General features: G+C 48.1%; 9 protein-coding genes. 3 read left to right on the top strand and 6 right to left on the bottom strand.

What is annotated here, in order from left to right; all coding sequences use genetic code 11:
* Positions 1-291: 291 nt before the first annotated feature.
* Positions 292-2,511, bottom strand: coding sequence for a bifunctional alpha,alpha-trehalose-phosphate synthase (UDP-forming)/trehalose-phosphatase (locus BGO59_RS08920; RefSeq protein WP_293683276.1), 2,220 nt, complete (start codon positions 2,509-2,511; stop codon positions 292-294).
* A gap of 290 nt (positions 2,512-2,801) precedes the next feature.
* Here BGO59_RS08920 and treS point away from each other — a divergent pair, with 290 nt between their 5' ends.
* Positions 2,802-6,176: a maltose alpha-D-glucosyltransferase gene (treS, locus tag BGO59_RS08915; RefSeq protein ID WP_293683275.1), complete on the top strand. Its 3,375-nt coding sequence runs from the start codon at positions 2,802-2,804 to the stop codon at positions 6,174-6,176.
* 29 nt (positions 6,177-6,205) lie between these two features.
* Positions 6,206-7,819, top strand: coding sequence for an alpha,alpha-trehalase TreF (treF, locus tag BGO59_RS08910; protein WP_293683274.1), 1,614 nt, complete (start codon positions 6,206-6,208; stop codon positions 7,817-7,819).
* Between the two features lie 145 nt (positions 7,820-7,964).
* On the opposite strand, the gene BGO59_RS08905 is transcribed toward treF, so the two are convergent.
* From BGO59_RS08905 to BGO59_RS08895, 3 genes are all read right to left on the bottom strand, one after another.
* Positions 7,965-9,725, bottom strand: a complete 1,761-nt coding sequence (locus BGO59_RS08905) for an alpha-amylase family glycosyl hydrolase (RefSeq protein ID WP_293683273.1) — start codon at positions 9,723-9,725, stop codon at positions 7,965-7,967.
* A 665-nt stretch (positions 9,726-10,390) separates the two neighbouring features.
* Positions 10,391-10,669 carry a hypothetical protein gene (locus tag BGO59_RS08900; protein ID WP_293683272.1) on the bottom strand — a complete coding sequence of 93 codons (279 nt, stop codon included), beginning with the start codon at positions 10,667-10,669 and terminating at the stop codon, positions 10,391-10,393.
* Between the two features lie 660 nt (positions 10,670-11,329).
* Entirely contained in the window at positions 11,330-13,603 is a 2,274-nt protein-coding gene (locus BGO59_RS08895; protein ID WP_293683271.1) for a beta-propeller fold lactonase family protein, read from the bottom strand.
* Between the two features lie 1,008 nt (positions 13,604-14,611).
* Here BGO59_RS08895 and BGO59_RS08890 point away from each other — a divergent pair.
* A complete protein-coding gene (locus tag BGO59_RS08890; RefSeq protein ID WP_293683270.1) occupies positions 14,612-15,952 on the top strand; it encodes a site-specific integrase in 1,341 nt (446 codons plus the stop codon).
* A 60-nt stretch (positions 15,953-16,012) separates the two neighbouring features.
* Here BGO59_RS08890 and BGO59_RS08885 read toward each other — a convergent pair whose 3' ends face one another.
* Together BGO59_RS08885 and BGO59_RS08880 are read right to left on the bottom strand one after the other, a co-directional pair.
* Positions 16,013-16,603, bottom strand: a complete 591-nt coding sequence (locus tag BGO59_RS08885) for a hypothetical protein (protein WP_293683269.1) — start codon at positions 16,601-16,603, stop codon at positions 16,013-16,015.
* Positions 16,604-16,660: 57 nt separating this feature from the next.
* Positions 16,661-16,936 (bottom strand): hypothetical protein, encoded by a 276-nt coding sequence (locus BGO59_RS08880; protein WP_293683268.1) that lies wholly within the window; start codon positions 16,934-16,936, stop codon positions 16,661-16,663.
* Between the last annotated feature and the right edge of the window lie 141 nt (positions 16,937-17,077).

Here is a 17,077-nt window from a genome sequence, read left to right as displayed (position 1 = left end):
TTTCCCATGCATTGATCCATACCCTGTTTTCTTACTGGCAGGGTATGGTCAATGTTGTTTGGGTTGTTCACCTTAACGTTAACTATCTCATGCTGCTATTTTTGATCGTGACCCTAGTCATATTGGCGATAGGCGCTCTTAGCTATTTTGCCAGCGCCTGGTATGGGCTCAGAAGCTCAAACTTCGATAAGCTTCCACCGCATTACAGGCATTTACGCCAAAAGCTAAACGAATCGCCCAAGCCTGAAAACCGAGTCGACGACCTGATCAAAAGCAGGTAAGTAACTGGTTTCAGGAGGCTTCAACGACTACCTCACTCATTCGTTCCAGCAACCTTTCGACATCGCGTTGCCGTGCCAGGCGGTAACGGGCAAACGAAAGCCCAGCGCCCACTTTTACAGTATACGCCCAGTTGGGTAACTGCCGAAACATATCCTCATCGGTGGTATCGTCGCCAATACTCACGATAAAATCATACGGTTTTTGCTCAAAAATGGCATTGGCAACGGTGCCCTTGCTATGCTGTGCGGTTTTAACTTCCACCACTTTACTTCCCTGAATAATCGTCAACGGTATTGTATAGGCAGTACTTCGCAATTGGGTAGCCAGATCAACGGCCTGATTTTCAATATCATCAACCTCACTTTTTCGATAATGCCAGGCAATGGAGGTTTCTTTTTCCTCGATGAATGAGCCGGGGGCACGTTCGACATAGGGGGTCATCATCGCCCGAACCGAATCGACCCAATCATCACTTGATAAATCGAGTCGCTCCCAGGGCTGGTCTGGTTTCTGAAGGAAAGCGCCGTGTTCGGCAACCAGATAAACCGGAATACCCGCGAATGTTTTTTCCAGAAACGCCCGATTACGGCCACTAATGACGACCACATCGCTGGTTTCGGCCAAGCGCTGAATGGTTTTCTTTAAGGCATCGGACGGACAAGCCAGTGCCGGATCATTCACAATAGGGGCCAGTGTGCCGTCGAAATCGAACAGGAGCAGGCGCTGCTGAGCCTGTTCGAACGAACTGACAAATGAAGCAATCGGTAGGTCGGTTTCCAGCTCAGATTCACTTTCGCGAGCGCCCTGAAAAGACGACAGGAAATCATGACTCCAGCGGAACACATTATTGTTCTGCAGATGCTTACGCATGGTTATCAACCGCTGCTCCTGCTCGGCTTCGGGCATGGTAAGCCCCTGCTGAATGGCCTCAGCGACTTCCTGGGTATCGGTCGGATTGATAATGATAGCCTCCCGAAGTTCCTGGGCTGCTCCCGCCAGCTCGCTTAGAATCAGCACACCCCGGTGATCGTGCCGACTGGCAATGAATTCTTTACAGACCAGATTCATCCCGTCGCGGAGCGGGGTAATCAGGGCAACGTCGCAGGCTGTATAGAGCGCCATCAGTTCAGTAAACGAGAGCGACGAATACATATAAACAATAGGCCGCCAGCCAATGGTGCCAAATAGCCCATTGATCCGGCCAACTGTTTCCTCAATCTCACGTTTAAGGTCCTGGTACTGACCGATTTTATCGCGCGAGGGCACCACCGTCATCACAAACGTAACCCGGTCATGCCATTCGGGATGCTGAACCAGAAACCGCTCAAAGCCCCGCAATCGATACATGATTCCTTTTGTGTAATCGAGCCGATCAACCGAAAAAATAAGGCGGTTGTGACGCAGCATGGCTTGATCGCGCAACCGGGTCTGGATAACATCGGCGTCCTGGCTGCTTTGATCGAACTTATTGAAATCGATACTGATGGGAAACTCTTTAACCAGCAGCGACCGATCGGCTAACACAATCCGTTGATCAATAATGGGTAGCTCCAGCACTTCGGCCACGCTCTGCATAAAGTGCTGCACATAATCGGCCGTATGAAACCCAACGACATCGGCCCCCAGAACACCCCTTAACAACTCCTGTCGCCAGGCACGAGGGAGTAACTTGATGATTTCATACGTCGGAAACGGGATGTGGAAGAAATAACCAATCGACGCGTCGGGAGTTGCCTGACGCACCATCTGAGGCAACAGCATCAGTTGAAAATCGTGAATCCAGACCAGGTCGCCGGGTTCGATCAGGTCATTCAGAACCTTCAGAAAACAAGTGTTGGCCTGTTGATAGTGTTCGAAATCGCTTTCCCGAAACGAAGCATACGACGGAAAATAATGGAATAAGGGCCAGACAAGATCATTACTAAATCCGTAGTAAAAGCCCGTGTGAACCGTTTCATCGACAAAAACCGGATGAGCCACAAACGTTTCGTTCTCAAAAACCGACGCATCCACCTCCTGAAAGGCCGAATCGGCATGCCCTACCCAGTGAATTTTGGTCGGTAAGCCATCGGACGACTGCCCCATCTGCCCGGCCATCGACAAAACGGCCGATACCAGACCTCCTGAATTCTGGACCAGTTCATAACCTTCCTGCTTTTCCTTAACGGTAAATGGTAATCGATAGGAAACAATAATCAGGCGTTTAAACGGAGTTTTAGATGTTGTCATGCAGGCTTGTTGCGTTACTGAACGCGCAGTGTGTAGTACAAAAGACGTCTATCAAGCTTAAAACCGACTTAAGTAAATCTTAGAAACTTCTTAGAGACGTTCCATCAAAAGTTTGATTTCCCGCTAAACAACCAAGTCTCAAAAGCGTTCTAAGTAATTTCTAAGCGGTCTGTAAGCAGATTCTTAGCTCGAATCGAGAAGTTGCCAAAATCCTGTTTGTCGATAGAGTCGGGTTCAGTACCAGTCAGGCTAGCGCTATCGACCAATCGAACCGTTTACTTCCAGAAATCATGACAGAAACGAACATAGATCTTCAGGGCAATCTCCAGTGGTATAAGGACGCCATTATTTATGAATTGCACATCAAAGCCTTTTGCGATGGCAATGGCGACGGCATCGGTGATTTTAAGGGCTTGCTTCAGAAACTGGACTACCTTCAGGAACTGGGCGTTACGGCGATCTGGCTGTTACCCTTCTATCCGTCGCCCCTGCGCGATGACGGCTACGACATTGCGGATTACTACACCATCAACCCGTCGTACGGTACCATCGACCAGTTTAAAACGCTGCTTCACGAAGCCCATCAGCGGAACCTGAAAGTTATCACAGAGCTGGTCATTAACCACACCTCCGATCAGCATCCCTGGTTTCAACGCGCCCGAAAAGCGCCAAAAGGATCGCCCGAACGCGATTACTATGTCTGGACCGACAACCCCACCCAGTACAACGATGTCCGCATTATTTTCCAGGACTTCGAACACTCCAACTGGACCTGGGATCACGAAGCGCAGCAATACTACTGGCACCGCTTTTTTCATCACCAGCCGGATCTGAACTACGACAACCCGCTTGTTCAAAGCGAGATATTCAACATCATCGACTACTGGTGCGAGATGGGCGTGGATGGCTTCCGGCTCGATGCCGTTCCGTATCTGTTCGAGCGGGAAGGCACCAATGGCGAAAACCTGCCCGAAACACACGCTTTTCTGAAACAGCTACGCCAGCACATCGATGACCATTTTCCGGGGGTAGTGTTTCTGGCCGAAGCCAACATGTGGCCCGAAGATGCAGCGTCGTACTTTGGCGATGGCGATGAATGCCACATGAATTATCATTTCCCGGTTATGCCGCGTCTGTTTATGGCGTTGCAGATGGAAGATCGATACCCCATCACCGACATTTTCGATCAGACCCCCACTATCCCCGAAAACTGCCAGTGGGCCATCTTTCTCCGCAACCACGATGAGCTGACGCTGGAAATGGTTACCGACGAAGAACGGGACTATATGTACAAAACGTACATCAAAGATCCCCGCTCCCGCATTAACCTCGGTCTCCGCCATCGACTGGCCCCCCTTCTGAGCAACAACCGGAAGAAAATCGAGCTGATGAATTCACTGCTCTTCTCGTTGCCCGGTACACCCGTTCTGTATTATGGTGATGAAATCGGGATGGGCGACAACGTGTACCTGGGCGACCGCGACGGAGTTCGCACACCCATGCAATGGTCGCCCGATCGGAATGCGGGCTTTTCGGCTGCCAATCCGCATAAGCTGTATTTACCTACCATTCTCGATTCGGAGTACCATTACGAGTCCGTTAACGTTGAAACCCAGCGCCAGAATACCTCGTCGCTGTTCTGGTTTATGAAGCGGATGATGACGCTGCGAAAGAAATACAAGGCGTTTGGCCGGGGGGATATGAGGTTCCTGAACGTCGAAAATCCGAAAGTGCTGGCGTTTACCCGCACCTACGAAGAGCAGACCCTGCTGATTATCATCAACCTGTCGAAATATGCACAACCTGCCGAGATCGAGCTGGATGGCTTCGGTGGATACATCCCTGTGGAGTTATTCAGCCGGAATGCGTTCCCGGCCATTTCCGAACGGGAAACGTATTTCTTCACGTTGGCTCCTCACGACTACCAATGGTTTGTCCTGGAAAAAGCAGCTGTAAATCAGACTAGCCCGCTCCAGTTGCCCGAACTACACGTTGCTCTCTGGGGACAAATCCTGAATCACAACACCCGCGAACGACTGGAAACGAAAGTGTTACCCGACTATCTGCTCCGAACGGACTGGTTCCGGGAAAAGCGTGTAACCATGCGGAGTGTTACGATCCTGAACCATGCCCCACTGATGTTGCCGGTAGGCTCGGCCTATATTCTGTTGCTTGAGGTGTCGTACGAGCGCGGCCTGCCCGAAATTTTCCAGTTGGTCGTTGCCTTTGCCGACGAATTACAGTCCGCTCTTCTGCTGCATAGCTGCCCCCAGGCTGTATTGGCTGATCTGCATCTGGGCCATGAGTCGGGCGTACTCTGCGATGGCTTGTACCTCCCCGATGTACAGCAGGCATTACTTCAGAAAATAGCTGGGGAAAACAGGCCTGCAGAAGGCAATCTGGTACGTCAAAGTAAGCCAATGCTAACGGATTACGTAGCACAGCACAGCACAATAAAGTCGAAACTGGCGGCTTCCGGCCCAGCCTATGCCTCTATTGTCTACGACCACTGTTTCGTACTGAAAGTATATCGGAAGGTCGACCGATCCATCAACCCGGATGCCGAAATAAGCTGGTTCCTGTCGGAAAAGGCCGGTTTTTCCAATGTGCCTCCGTTTGCGGGTATGCTCGAAATGTTTGTTTCTGGCGAGCCAATCATGTTGGCCGTCATGCAGAAACAGGTAGCGCAGCATGGCGATGGCAAGCAGTACGTACTGGAGCGCATCAACAATTTCATTGAACGGATTTTGGCCCGCAATCCGGTACAATTGGCCGATGCGGTGAATGCCAGCCTGGGTACATTGAGCCAACCCGTCTCCTTCGCTGAGCTTGGGCATGAAACTCAGGAGCTGATCGGTCATCGTGCCGCCGAGCAGGTTCGCCTTTTAGGGGAACGAATCGGCCAGATGCATCGGGCACTGGCGTCTGACAAGACACTGGGCGATTTTTCACCGGAAGAGTTCTCCCTCCATTATCAGCGCTCTTTATATGCCGGTTTCCAATCGCTGGTTCGCGAAAGCTACCAGACGCAGAAACGGAACCTTCAACGCCTTCCGGACGATGTACGGCAGGATGTGGAACGGATACTAGGCCGAAAAGAAGAGGTATTAGCCCTGTTCAAACGCATTTATGGTAAAAAACTGGTCAGCACGAAAATCCGCATTCACGGCGATCTGCAACTGGAAAAGATTCTGCTGACGGGAAAAGACATCGCTATTCAGGATTTCGGTGGCGAGTCGGGCCGGAGCTACAGCGAACGTCGCTTGAAGCGGTCGCCCCTGCGCGATGTAGCGTCCCTGATCCGCTCGTTTTACTACGTCGGCTACGAAGGTTTTTTACAGACAAATCAGGTAACGGCCGAAGATACTGCTCCCCTACTACCCTATGCCGGATTCTGGGCGCAGTGCATGAGCAACTTTTTTATGGAGGCCTATCTGGATACAGTTCAGGGCAGCTCGTTCATTCCTGACGATCCCGACGATCTGCAAATGATGCTGGAAACCTATCTGCTCGAAAAAGCCATCTCGGATTTAAATCAGGAGTTAAGCCATCGTCCCGAATGGGTACGCGTACCGCTGCAGATCATTCAATCGATTATAGACCGGCCGGACACTGTAGCGAAAGCGTTTGTGCCTGAGACAGTTGATGGGATAGGGTCGTTCTAATCGAACGCCCTATCCATAAACGGAACTTCATGAAACAATACCATCCGATTCAATACCTCTTAGTTCTTGTTTTCTTTTTTAGTAGCCTACCCGCCAGTCAGGGGCAGCAGGTCCTTAAAAACGCCAGCCCAGAACAACAATCCCTACCAGGCCCCGACGAGCAATTCGGTAAGTTATTTGAAGCCGTTCAGCTAAAAGCGGTTTTCCCCGATTCGAAAACCTTTGCCGACTGCATTCCCAACTACCCGCCAGAAGCCATTCTGACGAGCTACGAGAAAGCCCGGCAGCGTAACGACTTCACCCTAAAAGCGTTTGTTTTACAACAGTTTACACTACCGACCAAGTCCGCATCGGGCTACACGAGTCGCGTCGGTCAATCAGCGAGCCAGCACATAACCGATCTATGGCCTGTACTCACTCGCCCGGCCACGCCCCGTTCTAAACCAGGTGAACAGGCTGGGTCGCTGATTCCCTTGCCAAATCCGTACGTCGTGCCCGGTGGGCGCTTTGGAGAGATTTATTACTGGGATAGCTATTTCACGATGTTAGGCCTTCGGGCGTCGGGCAAAACAGCGCTGATTAGAAATATGGTCGATAACTTCGCCTACCTGATCCGTACGTTTGGTTTTATTCCCAACGGAAATCGAACGTATTTTCTGAGTCGGTCACAGCCGCCGTTTTTCTCGTTCATGGTCAATCTGCTCACAGAAATTCAGGGACGTCGGGCGTTGCTCACCTATTTGCCCGAACTCCAGCAGGAGTATGATTTCTGGATGGATGGCAAAGATCGGTTAACAACACAACAACCGGCTTACCGACGGGTGGTACAACTGGCCGAAGGTGTGTATATGAATCGTTACTATGACGACCAATCAACCCCGCGCCCGGAATCGTATCGAGAGGATGTGCAACTGGTCCGGCATACCAGAAATCCGGCGGTTCTTTACCGGCATCTTCGGGCTGCGGCCGAGTCGGGTTGGGATTTCAGCAGTCGCTGGTTCCGGGATGGAAAAAATCTACGCACGATTCACACGACCGATTTCGTTCCCGTCGACTTAAATACGCTACTGGTCAATCTGGAGCAAACATTGGCAGACGGGTACCGACTGAAAGGCGATCTAACTCGTTCGAAAACCTATGAGCAACTGGCCCAGCAACGCCGTATCGCCATCCAGCGCTACTGCTGGAATCCTAAAAGCGGCTTCTTTTTCGATTATGATTTCGTGTCCCGCAAACCATCGCTGGTCTATACGCTGGCGGGGGTATACCCTCTTTTTGTAAAAATTGCTACGTCGGCCCAGGCTGTGACGGTGGCCCGCAAGGTGGAACAATCGTTTCTGAAACCGGGCGGCCTAACGGCGACACTGCAAACTACGGGGCAGCAGTGGGATGCGCCCAACGGCTGGGCACCACTGCAATGGATAGCTATTCAGGGACTCCGCACGTATCGTCAGGTTCCACTGGCTAATAAGGTTAAGACACACTGGGTAGCCGAAAATCTACGGGTCTACAAAGCGTCGGGCAAGATGGTCGAAAAATACGACGTAGTTAGTACGGCCGCAGCTAAAGGCGGTGAATACCCTAATCAGGACGGCTTCGGCTGGACTAATGGTGTGTTATTAAAGTTGCTCAGTGAAAACTAGATCATCACGTTAACGCAGATCAGGTCAACGCCAACCTTACGACGCTTTAAAACCTAGTTAGCATGTACCAGAATCACTCATCGGTTTGCACTTTTAAGTGCCATATAGGCAGGGTTTATGCGTTTGCTATCTCGCCCAAACAAGTTCAGGACTGTGCTTTATAAACGACGATTGATTCGGGCTGTAGTGTCAGCATTGTAGTAGTCGTCACCAACTCGGGCGACTGGCCCGGACCACCCCAGACCGGATCGGCCGAATCGAGCAGTTTCTGCCAGCCATTTCTCGATTCAGGCAAGGTAACGACTTGCTTTTCAGGCGAAAAATTCATCAGACATACCACCTCATTGGCTTTATACGATCGGTGCATACGGATGGTTGGCTCACCCTGCTTTTGAATGGTCCGGGTTTGCCCCGAATTGAGGTGATGCAAGGCAGGTTGTTGTCGCCGGAGCGCCGTAAGCGACTGATAATACTGATATAAGGTGCTACAGGATTGCTCGCTCAGCCTTTCCCAGGGCAACGCAGAGACCGACTGGCTTTCCTGATCGACGAGCAGCGATTCAGGAACCGAACCTATTGAAACTGGCTCGCCGGGAGTCAGTGTCTGAAACGGATTCATAGCCCCCCACTCCTCGCCCATAAACAGGGTAGGTATACAGGGGCTTACCATAATATAGCCCGCCATCAGCTTCACAAATTCCGTAGACAATGACTGATCAGCATAGGCCTCCAGCAGGCTAGGATGGGTTTTAGCACATTTCTGCGCAATAGACATCAGCCCTTCGCCTACCCCATCGCCATCTCCCTGATCGAATAACTCATCGAGTGCAGCCGAAAAGTCTGAATCATACAGATACGATTCCTGATAATGCCGGGTTTGGCACCGTCGGATGACCATATCCTGATCAAAGGATATCCCGGTTGCCTCAGCCATTTTTTCGGGCGGCACCTGCTCTACAAATAGATCGCCAGTCTGCTGATCGTTACCAGACAGGCGTTGCGTGATAGCGTGTTCAGCCAGCAGGTAGTATTGCCGTCCGGTGATGCGGGTCAACGCACTCGTATGCGTTCGCATCTGATGAAGTAGCTGGTCAGCATCGGGCAGGGTTTGACTATCCGTCAACTGGAGCGCGTCGATATGAAACTCCCGGAACCACATGAGCATATTTTCGATAATATAGCGCTCATTAGCCTCATGGGACAAAGCCGGTTTACGATTAGGCATACGAGTCTGCGAATGGCCCAGAAAGCCAACGTTTCCTACCTCCTTTGCAGGTTGTTCGCCCCATTGATATACTAGATCCAGAATAACCGCAATTCCTTCAAAATGGCAGGCATTTACCAATTGTTGCAGATGAGCCGGACCACCGCAGGACGACTGAACAGCGTATAAAAAAGGCGATCCCGGCTGTTGATCGTTAGGATTCAGAAACGGGGGGACCGGCCTGAGCAGAATAGCCGTAACACCCAGCTTTTTCAGGTAATTCAGTTTATGGATCAACGCCTTCAAGGTACCTGCTGGTGTAAAGGTGCAGATATCGACTTCATAAATGATGTATTCGTTGATAGGCGGATTGATCCAGTGCGCATCTTCCCAGTAAAAAGCTGATGTATCAAAAGCTTCAGAAGGCCCATAAACTCCCTGAGGCTGTATGAGCGACGCCGGGTCAGCGCATTCCTGCTCGTCGTTAATGACAAACGTATATAAATCACCGGGTTTGATCTGATCCGTTTCGGTATTCCAATACCCGTCAGTACCCTTTTGTAAAGGTAATTCCAACGATTTCATGGGGAGGGTAACGACCACTTTTTCAGCAAAAGGCGCCCATATATGTAGCCGGGCCTTACGGTCTGGGGTGAACGTAAGACCAAGCGATCGTTGCGGATACTCTATCGTGTTACTCATAGAAAAAGCGGTTACGAGATGCTGGCGAACCATCCAGCTATCTACTGGCAAATTTTTCTTAACCACCGCATAGCCATTGGTCAGACGAGTGCATCGACACCCAGCTTCATGGTCTTGACATAACTCGCTATAAATAAATGAATTATTGGGCGTCTCCGAGACAGCCCCATCCGCTGTCGGCTAGTTGCGAACAGAGCAAATAACACCTGAAATACTTAGAAAGGCCTTAATCAGATCTTAGAAACTTCTTAGAAACAGTAGCAACATAGCTTCAAAGAGGCACTTCATTTTATGGAATAGACGCATTACTGGCTTTCTAAATCCACTGATGCAGAGTCACGACAGATTAATAGATTTCTCTTTATTCTGCAATCACCATCTTCATCTGCAAGAGTTTTATAGCCCATTCAGGATTTAGATATATGCATGGTTGGATGACCATCAGAGGTGCTACTCATAGTAAAATTTAACGTTTCACTCGATTAGTAATTTACATGGGCAAGGAGCAAGATCGCCTACTGGGAATCCCTAATTCTACTCCTACCCTTTTGCCAATAAATTAGCTGTTTCAGCCCGGCTGTTGCCTAACAAATCGTTACGATATTATTCATACTGAGTTCTGACTAAAATGCTGTCCGCTCCGTTTCTGACCGTACTATGCACTTTTACGACCGATAAAAACCGTACAGGGTCAGCCCCACCAATATTGATTCAATAATCCAGATAGTGCGCGTATTCGAATGTGTAAGCCGACTTATCACCCAATGTCCCCCAAGGCAAATGACCATGATAGGCAGACCTAGTACAATCTCGAGTGGATAATCTCGCTTCTGTTCGGGTGTTCCGTACAGTACATAATATAAGCCATGCAGGATCTCGTAGAGACCCACTAAAGCTCCTAACGTTAGTGGTGTAATCCAATGTAGTAACTTCCTAATGGTCATAGGGGTACTTTGTGGTTAGTACAAGCGACAGCTAACTCGTTTTGATTCAAACACTATGACTGATAACTACAACTAGCTGAGTTGGTTTGCTGGCCTTTAATGGCTTCACTGAAGTTGCCATCTATCGAACCACCAAGCGGAGTTGAATGGGAGCCCATATCGTTGGACAAAACGAAGCGCTTTATCGATAAAAAGCGACAACCAGAAATGGGTATTTGGCCCATAACGCGTATATCGGCCATGTATAAACTTTATCTATCACTCCCAATATATAACCATTTTAAAATTTTTATTTACTAAAATAAGTTTTTGTAGATCGCCTTATTTGGCAAGGTGGTATAACACGACGTGGCACTCTAACCCTTCCCAGCTTTCAACTCCCAAACCAAATAGCATACAGCAAAATGCTCCTATCGCTCACTTGGATACCTGCAAAAAGACATAGCCAGCTATTAGAGGTAGTATGCCGAAGAAAAGTCTTTAGAATAAGTCCTGATAATGCGTTTCCTTGGCTAGCTTTAATGAGGACCTCGCACCCAGATGCAAGGTGGTAAGCTCCCTATAATATACCTGAAAGTACTGGGTATGGATTTTGCCTTGTACCAGCCCAAGGAGAGTAAGACCCAACTTTGATGGAATAAATCGGTTACTGCTCCTATGTTAGCGACCCTTGATTACTTTCAGCGTTTGGGATTGACTTTCAGTCTGTACCTTAACCAACTGCATACCTAAAGCTGGAGCTAAAGGTACACTCACTCGCTCCCCGTCCGTTAACCAAGTCAACCGCTGCTGGTGATTAGAGCGCCCCTGGGCATCCAGCAATGATACCTCTACCCAACTCCCTACCACGCCCCGAATCTCCAACTCCACCTGTTGGCCCTGCACCGGATTACCCAGTACTTTCACCTGCAAGTCAGTCGATATCTCCCCAATCGCTCGACGCGCTCCACTACCACAAGCCGACAGCCAATTGTAGTTGAAGACAGCGGTTGCCCCTCCCTGGTTAGCAATCAGAGTTAAAAGCGGCTGATCAGTTGATAGAGTTTGGCTGTAAGGTCCTGCCAGCGTAGTGATGTATCCATTAGTCATCGCCAGTACGATCGGCTCCCCCGTTAGACCAGCGTATTGATTAGAGAAACTCACCAGCCGCAGATTATTCCCCAAATTCTGACAACCATTCATGATGACACTAACTATAGTAAAGGGTTGAGTTGGTGGGATTACCTCATTGACTGTGAGCTGAAAAGTCGTCGATACGAACAAACCCTTTGGATTAACCGCCGTTACACTGATCACAAAACTTTCTGTACTGGAGAGAGTGCCGCTTATGATGGATCCTGTCAACTTTAGATGGTCGGGAAGACCGGATACGATAAACCTTAAAGGATCTTTATTCGGATCAACAAAGTAAGTAGCCAGGTTAAGCTGATATGCTTGCCCTACCAGGGCTGTCTGACTAGGAATACCAGTAGTGATCGGCTGTTGATTGGATGTTGCCTGTGTACAGGCATCCAGCCAGCGGTAGTTGTAAATGGCCGTAGTACCTCCCTGTTGAGCAATAAACGTCAGAATCGTCTGATCAATAGGCACTTCTAAAGTGTAGGGCCCTGATTGATCAGTAATGAAGTTATCGTAGGCAATAGCAAGCACAATCTTCTCTCCTGTCTGCCCCGTGTAGACGGGATCGAACTTGATCAATCGCCGACCAGTATCGGTGGCCTCGCAGCTGATCAGGTTGACGGAAGCAATCGCGAAAATTGGTACTGACGGCAGTATTGTCAGTGTCGTGGGAGTACTAGTCTGACTGGTGTAACTACCCAGAGTGCAGGAAGCAGAAAGGGTATAGCTACCGGGTGCCGAGAAAGTGTAGACAGCTCCATCTGCCGAGCCAAGCCCTCCCTGAGGGCTCCAGTTAATGGTCCCCCCCCCTGAGCAACCAGTAGCCGTTACTGATATGGGTTGATTGACGCTAAGAGTGGAGTTAGCCTGTAAACTGAGCATCGGCAGCACAGTGATTGTAAAGTTTACAGGCTCACCCTTACATAAACCCGACTGAACAAAGTTTCCTAAATTATTCCCAACTGGTTTAGGAAAGAATATTTTTTCTATAACGGTATTGGCTGCCGCATCAATAATACTCATACTAAACCCTAACGAATTTATCACATAAACTCGCTTCCCATCTGGGCTCACACTTATCCCATTAGGACGCAAGCCTACTGGGATGGTAGCAATTACTGCGCTGGCGAGCGCATCAATTACACTTACTGTATTCAAAAGTTCATTGCTCACATAAACTCGGCTGCCGTCCGGACTTACACTTATACCATAAGGGATATCGCCCACTGGGATTGATGCCATAATGGTATTGGTAGCTGCATCAATAACTTTTACCGCACTTTCAGATACACTGGTAGCATAAACCCGCTTCCCATCAGGGCTTACACTCACTCCAATAGGATATCCTATTGAAATAGTCGTTATTACTTGATTTGTTGCAACATCAATAACACTCACTCCCTTGAAACTGGATGCTACGTAGATTCGGTTTCCCTCGGGGCTTACACTTATCCCGAGAGGATCTTTCTGAACCGGAATAGTGGCGTGCACCGTATTGGTAGACGCACTGATAACACTTAAAGTATTGGATTCCCGATTGGATACATAAACCCAATGACCATCAGGAGTTATACATATGCCACTCGGCGAAGCACCAACCTGGACGGTAGCGATCACCGTATTATTGGTGGTATTGATCACACTTACATTATTAGACTGACTATTAGTTACGTAGACTCGACTGCCATCCGGGCTGATTGCTACGCCGAAGGGATCATGACCGATTTCAATTGACGTAAGAATCGTATTAGATATAGGGTCATAGACATCCACTAATCCAGTTGTTGTACTGCTTATCGATTGCTCTAAGCTCACGTACAGTAGAGGAGAAGACTTAGTTATTGGAGTTACAGTTATGATAGCCGTCTGTGAGCTGGTTCCACTATTGAGGGCAGTGAACGAGCTAATAGTTCCCCTACCGTTGGTTGGCAATCCTATGTCAGGATTAGAGTTGGACCACTCATAACTGTTGGATGTTCCATCAAAACTAATTGCATTGACTACTGACCCTGCCAAAACGGTCAGGCTTGCAACGGGATTAACATGGGCAGGACATTGAGCCCAAGCCTCAGATGAATTTCCCAGAAAGCCTAACAAACTCAATCCAAGCAGGAAAAACAACCAACTCTTTAGCACTATGAGTTGGTATGGCAGCCGTCTTCTTTTTTCTCCACAAATTGACTTTAAAAGGTCGGATAGGGAAAATTCTTTCATACGTTTTAACCTCAAAATGAAGCAGTAAACGTATGTAAAAATGTAATACGCTGGTTATTATATACGTCTATGTGCCAGTAATTACAGATGGGACATGGCAAAACTCATAGAGAACGTACTTCCTAGCTCCCAAAAAGGGCTTAACCGAGTTTTGTTCAACCAAGCACATGTGGCAGGCATTGAAGGGATTCTTATAAGGAGAAGACTACAAGCCATTAAAAGTTTGTATGCTTGCGGTTTGCCAGAATAAAATCAAACGTTGATTTACTGGAATTAGATAAATATTAAAAGCAGGTCTGTACCAAGACCTTTTTTATTGATTAACAACCGGGGTAATATTTGTTTAAAACGCGGTTTAAACAAAAAAGCACTTATCATTTTAGATAAGTGCTTGATTATCTGAGTGATCCCGAAGCGACTCGAACGCTTGACCGTCTGCTTAGAAGGCACGCGGATACGATTCCATACCCTTACCCGCCTGTTTTACGATACTTGACAACTAACAGATAATTAGCCAATTATTATCCATTTTTAATAAAACTATTTTGCTGTTATTTGCTGCTATTTGACTAGTTTCGGGCCATTCTTTGGGCCATTTTTTCACTAGTCATGAACCCCAATATCCCCTCGCTCAACCTCGCCTTTAATCCCACCAGGGAGGGTCTTTACAGTGTAAAGCTACGGGTTTCGTATCAGAATATCCGCCAGCGCATTGCCTTTCCGATCAAAGAGGGTGTTGTGGTCAAACCGGCCCTGTACGAGCGGCTGGTGACCAGGTTTGACAATCCTGCCAAACGAATCGCTTTGTCGGCCGAAGCCCAGGCGGTCTATGACCTGCTGAGCCCACATATTGAGAAAGCCAGACTTCTGGCCCAGCAGCTTCGCCCCTTTTCCATTGCTGGCTTTAAAGCCGCCTGGCAGAGCGAGGGGCCGGTACTAATCAATAAAACGGACGTCATTTCCCAGATGCGGGCCAAGGCTGCCGAATTTGAAGCTGCGGACCAAATCGGCAACAGTGATAACTATAAGTCCTCGGCCCGGTCCTTCGAGCGGTTTATCGATTCGCTCTCGCCCGCCGATCGGCGGGGTTTGCTGGGCGATTCTCCTGTGCTTCTGCTTCATCATATCACGCCCGATTTTTTGTATCGGTACGAAAACTGGATGCTGCAATTCGGAAAAGCACCCCGCTCACCCAAAGGGACCCCTACCCCGGCCGGTTTGACGACCATCAGCATGTATACCCGTAATCTGCGGGCCATCTTTAACGACGCCATTCAGAACAAACAGATCCCGGCCGATGCCTATCCGTTCACCAAGGAAGGCTACACGGTACCGGCAACGATCAACGTGAAGAAGTCGCTGACCAAACAGCGGATTCTGGACATTATCGCCTATCCCACTCTGGAAGGCACCACTGAGCAGCGGAGCAAGTGTTTTTGGGTGTTTTCGTACCTGTGTAACGGTATGAACCTGTCGGATATATTTCGGCTTCGCTGGAAGGATGTCAATCTGGAGTCGGAAGAACTGACGTTTGTGCGCCAAAAGACGACCCGTACCAGCCGGGCCAAACAGATCAAGGTCGTTTGTAAGCTGTTTCCCCAGAGCCTTGCTATTCTCGATGAATGGGGCAATAAAAGCCGGGGTCCGATGGATTATCTGTTTCCCTACCTGAATGATGACATGGACGCCCGGCGCAAAAAGGCGGTCATTAAGCAGCTGGTCAAACAGACCAACAAGTACATGGCCCGGGTAGCCCAGGCGCTTGGGATTCAGGAAGAGGTCAACACCTATGCCGCCCGCCATTCCTTTGCGACGATTCTACTACGCTCCGAAGCGCCGGTGGCGTTTATTTCGCAGTCGCTGGGACATACCAGCCTCAAAACAACGGAGGACTACCTGGGCAGTTTTGAGGATGAGCAGACGCGGAAGTATTTGAGTAATTTGCTGTAATAACAAATCGTTAAAACTAAAAAGCCCAGATTCATCTGGGCTTTTTAGTGAAATCATCTTTTAGATTTCACATAACTCGTACTGATGGTATTTTTTATTTACATTTTTATATATCTCAAATACCTTTTTATATTCCTTTAGCTTTTCATACTTACTCGAAATCTGTTTTACTCCGAAAAGAAAAAGCAACTGGCTGGCCAGAGTAAAAAGTTTCATCACTAGTCGAAAAAAGTAAAAAGGAATATAGCGCTCAAAGGCAAATAACAATGCCCCTGTAACAGTCTTTCTTACCTTTATAATTTCAGGGCTTAGTTGTTGAATGTCAGTTTCTACATAAGGAGAATTGTTTTTGGCAAACAAAAGTTGAGACAGATTTTTAAAAGTAAATCGCTCTTTAGCCTTATTAAAAAACCTAGTCATAATTTCAAGTTTTTCAATAGTTACTCTCATTTCCAGCTTTTCTTCCCTTGAAAGCGATTCATTATCAACATTGTCAACTAAGGTAAGAAATACCTCATCATGGGTAGCGCGAAGCCTGTACAATACCAGGTTATGCTTTTCAATTTGCAACGTACTTCTAATTTGAATCGCCAACGTCAACAGCAATCCAAGAAGCAATACCAGCAGGACAATGGATTCGGTTGTTAGCATATCTCTACTATTTGAGTGGACATTTTATTATAAACGTGGGCTTCTATCGGTTTGTTATTACCGGTGAGGCTTCGGTGGTTTAAAACCGATCCTTTGATCAATGAAGTGCATGAGCCGCGTACTCAGTTCTTTTTCATGATCAACAAGCCGCTTAATTTCTTCTGCATTTGCCTTAAGTACCCGTTTGAACCAAACATATTGAAGGATCAAGATAACAATGATCAGTGCAATAATCAGGCCTAAATAAGGTCCATAATAGGTAACTAAGTCTGCAAATGTGGGTATATCTAATTTTGAAGGTGTTGTTACAGTTGGGGTTTCAGGTTGAATCATTATTTTCCCTTTAATGGTGTAAGTTAAAAGGGGGCGCAAATATACGAATTAAATAGCATAGTAGCTTGCAACTCCCTGTAAAAGAGGATTTATAACGTAAGGATATGGGTATTCAAATCTACTTATAAGCTGATTATTGTC

This window comes from Spirosoma sp. 48-14, assembly GCF_001898575.1.
Lineage (GTDB): Bacteria > Bacteroidota > Bacteroidia > Cytophagales > Spirosomataceae > Spirosoma.
This window is presented reverse-complemented; position numbering and strand designations above follow the sequence as displayed.

Excerpts from the sequence above, each read along its gene's own strand:
- BGO59_RS08920 (WP_293683276.1), bottom strand. The coding sequence starts at position 2,511 with ATGACAACATCTAAAACTCCGTTTAAACGCCTGATTATTGTTTCCTAT.
- treS (WP_293683275.1), top strand. The coding sequence starts at position 2,802 with ATGACAGAAACGAACATAGATCTTCAGGGCAATCTCCAGTGGTATAAG.
- treF (WP_293683274.1), top strand. The coding sequence starts at position 6,206 with ATGAAACAATACCATCCGATTCAATACCTCTTAGTTCTTGTTTTCTTT.
- BGO59_RS08905 (WP_293683273.1), bottom strand. The coding sequence starts at position 9,725 with ATGAGTAACACGATAGAGTATCCGCAACGATCGCTTGGTCTTACGTTC.
- BGO59_RS08900 (WP_293683272.1), bottom strand. The coding sequence starts at position 10,669 with ATGACCATTAGGAAGTTACTACATTGGATTACACCACTAACGTTAGGA.
- BGO59_RS08890 (WP_293683270.1), top strand. The coding sequence starts at position 14,612 with ATGAACCCCAATATCCCCTCGCTCAACCTCGCCTTTAATCCCACCAGG.
- BGO59_RS08885 (WP_293683269.1), bottom strand. The coding sequence starts at position 16,603 with ATGCTAACAACCGAATCCATTGTCCTGCTGGTATTGCTTCTTGGATTG.
- BGO59_RS08880 (WP_293683268.1), bottom strand. The coding sequence starts at position 16,936 with ATGATTCAACCTGAAACCCCAACTGTAACAACACCTTCAAAATTAGAT.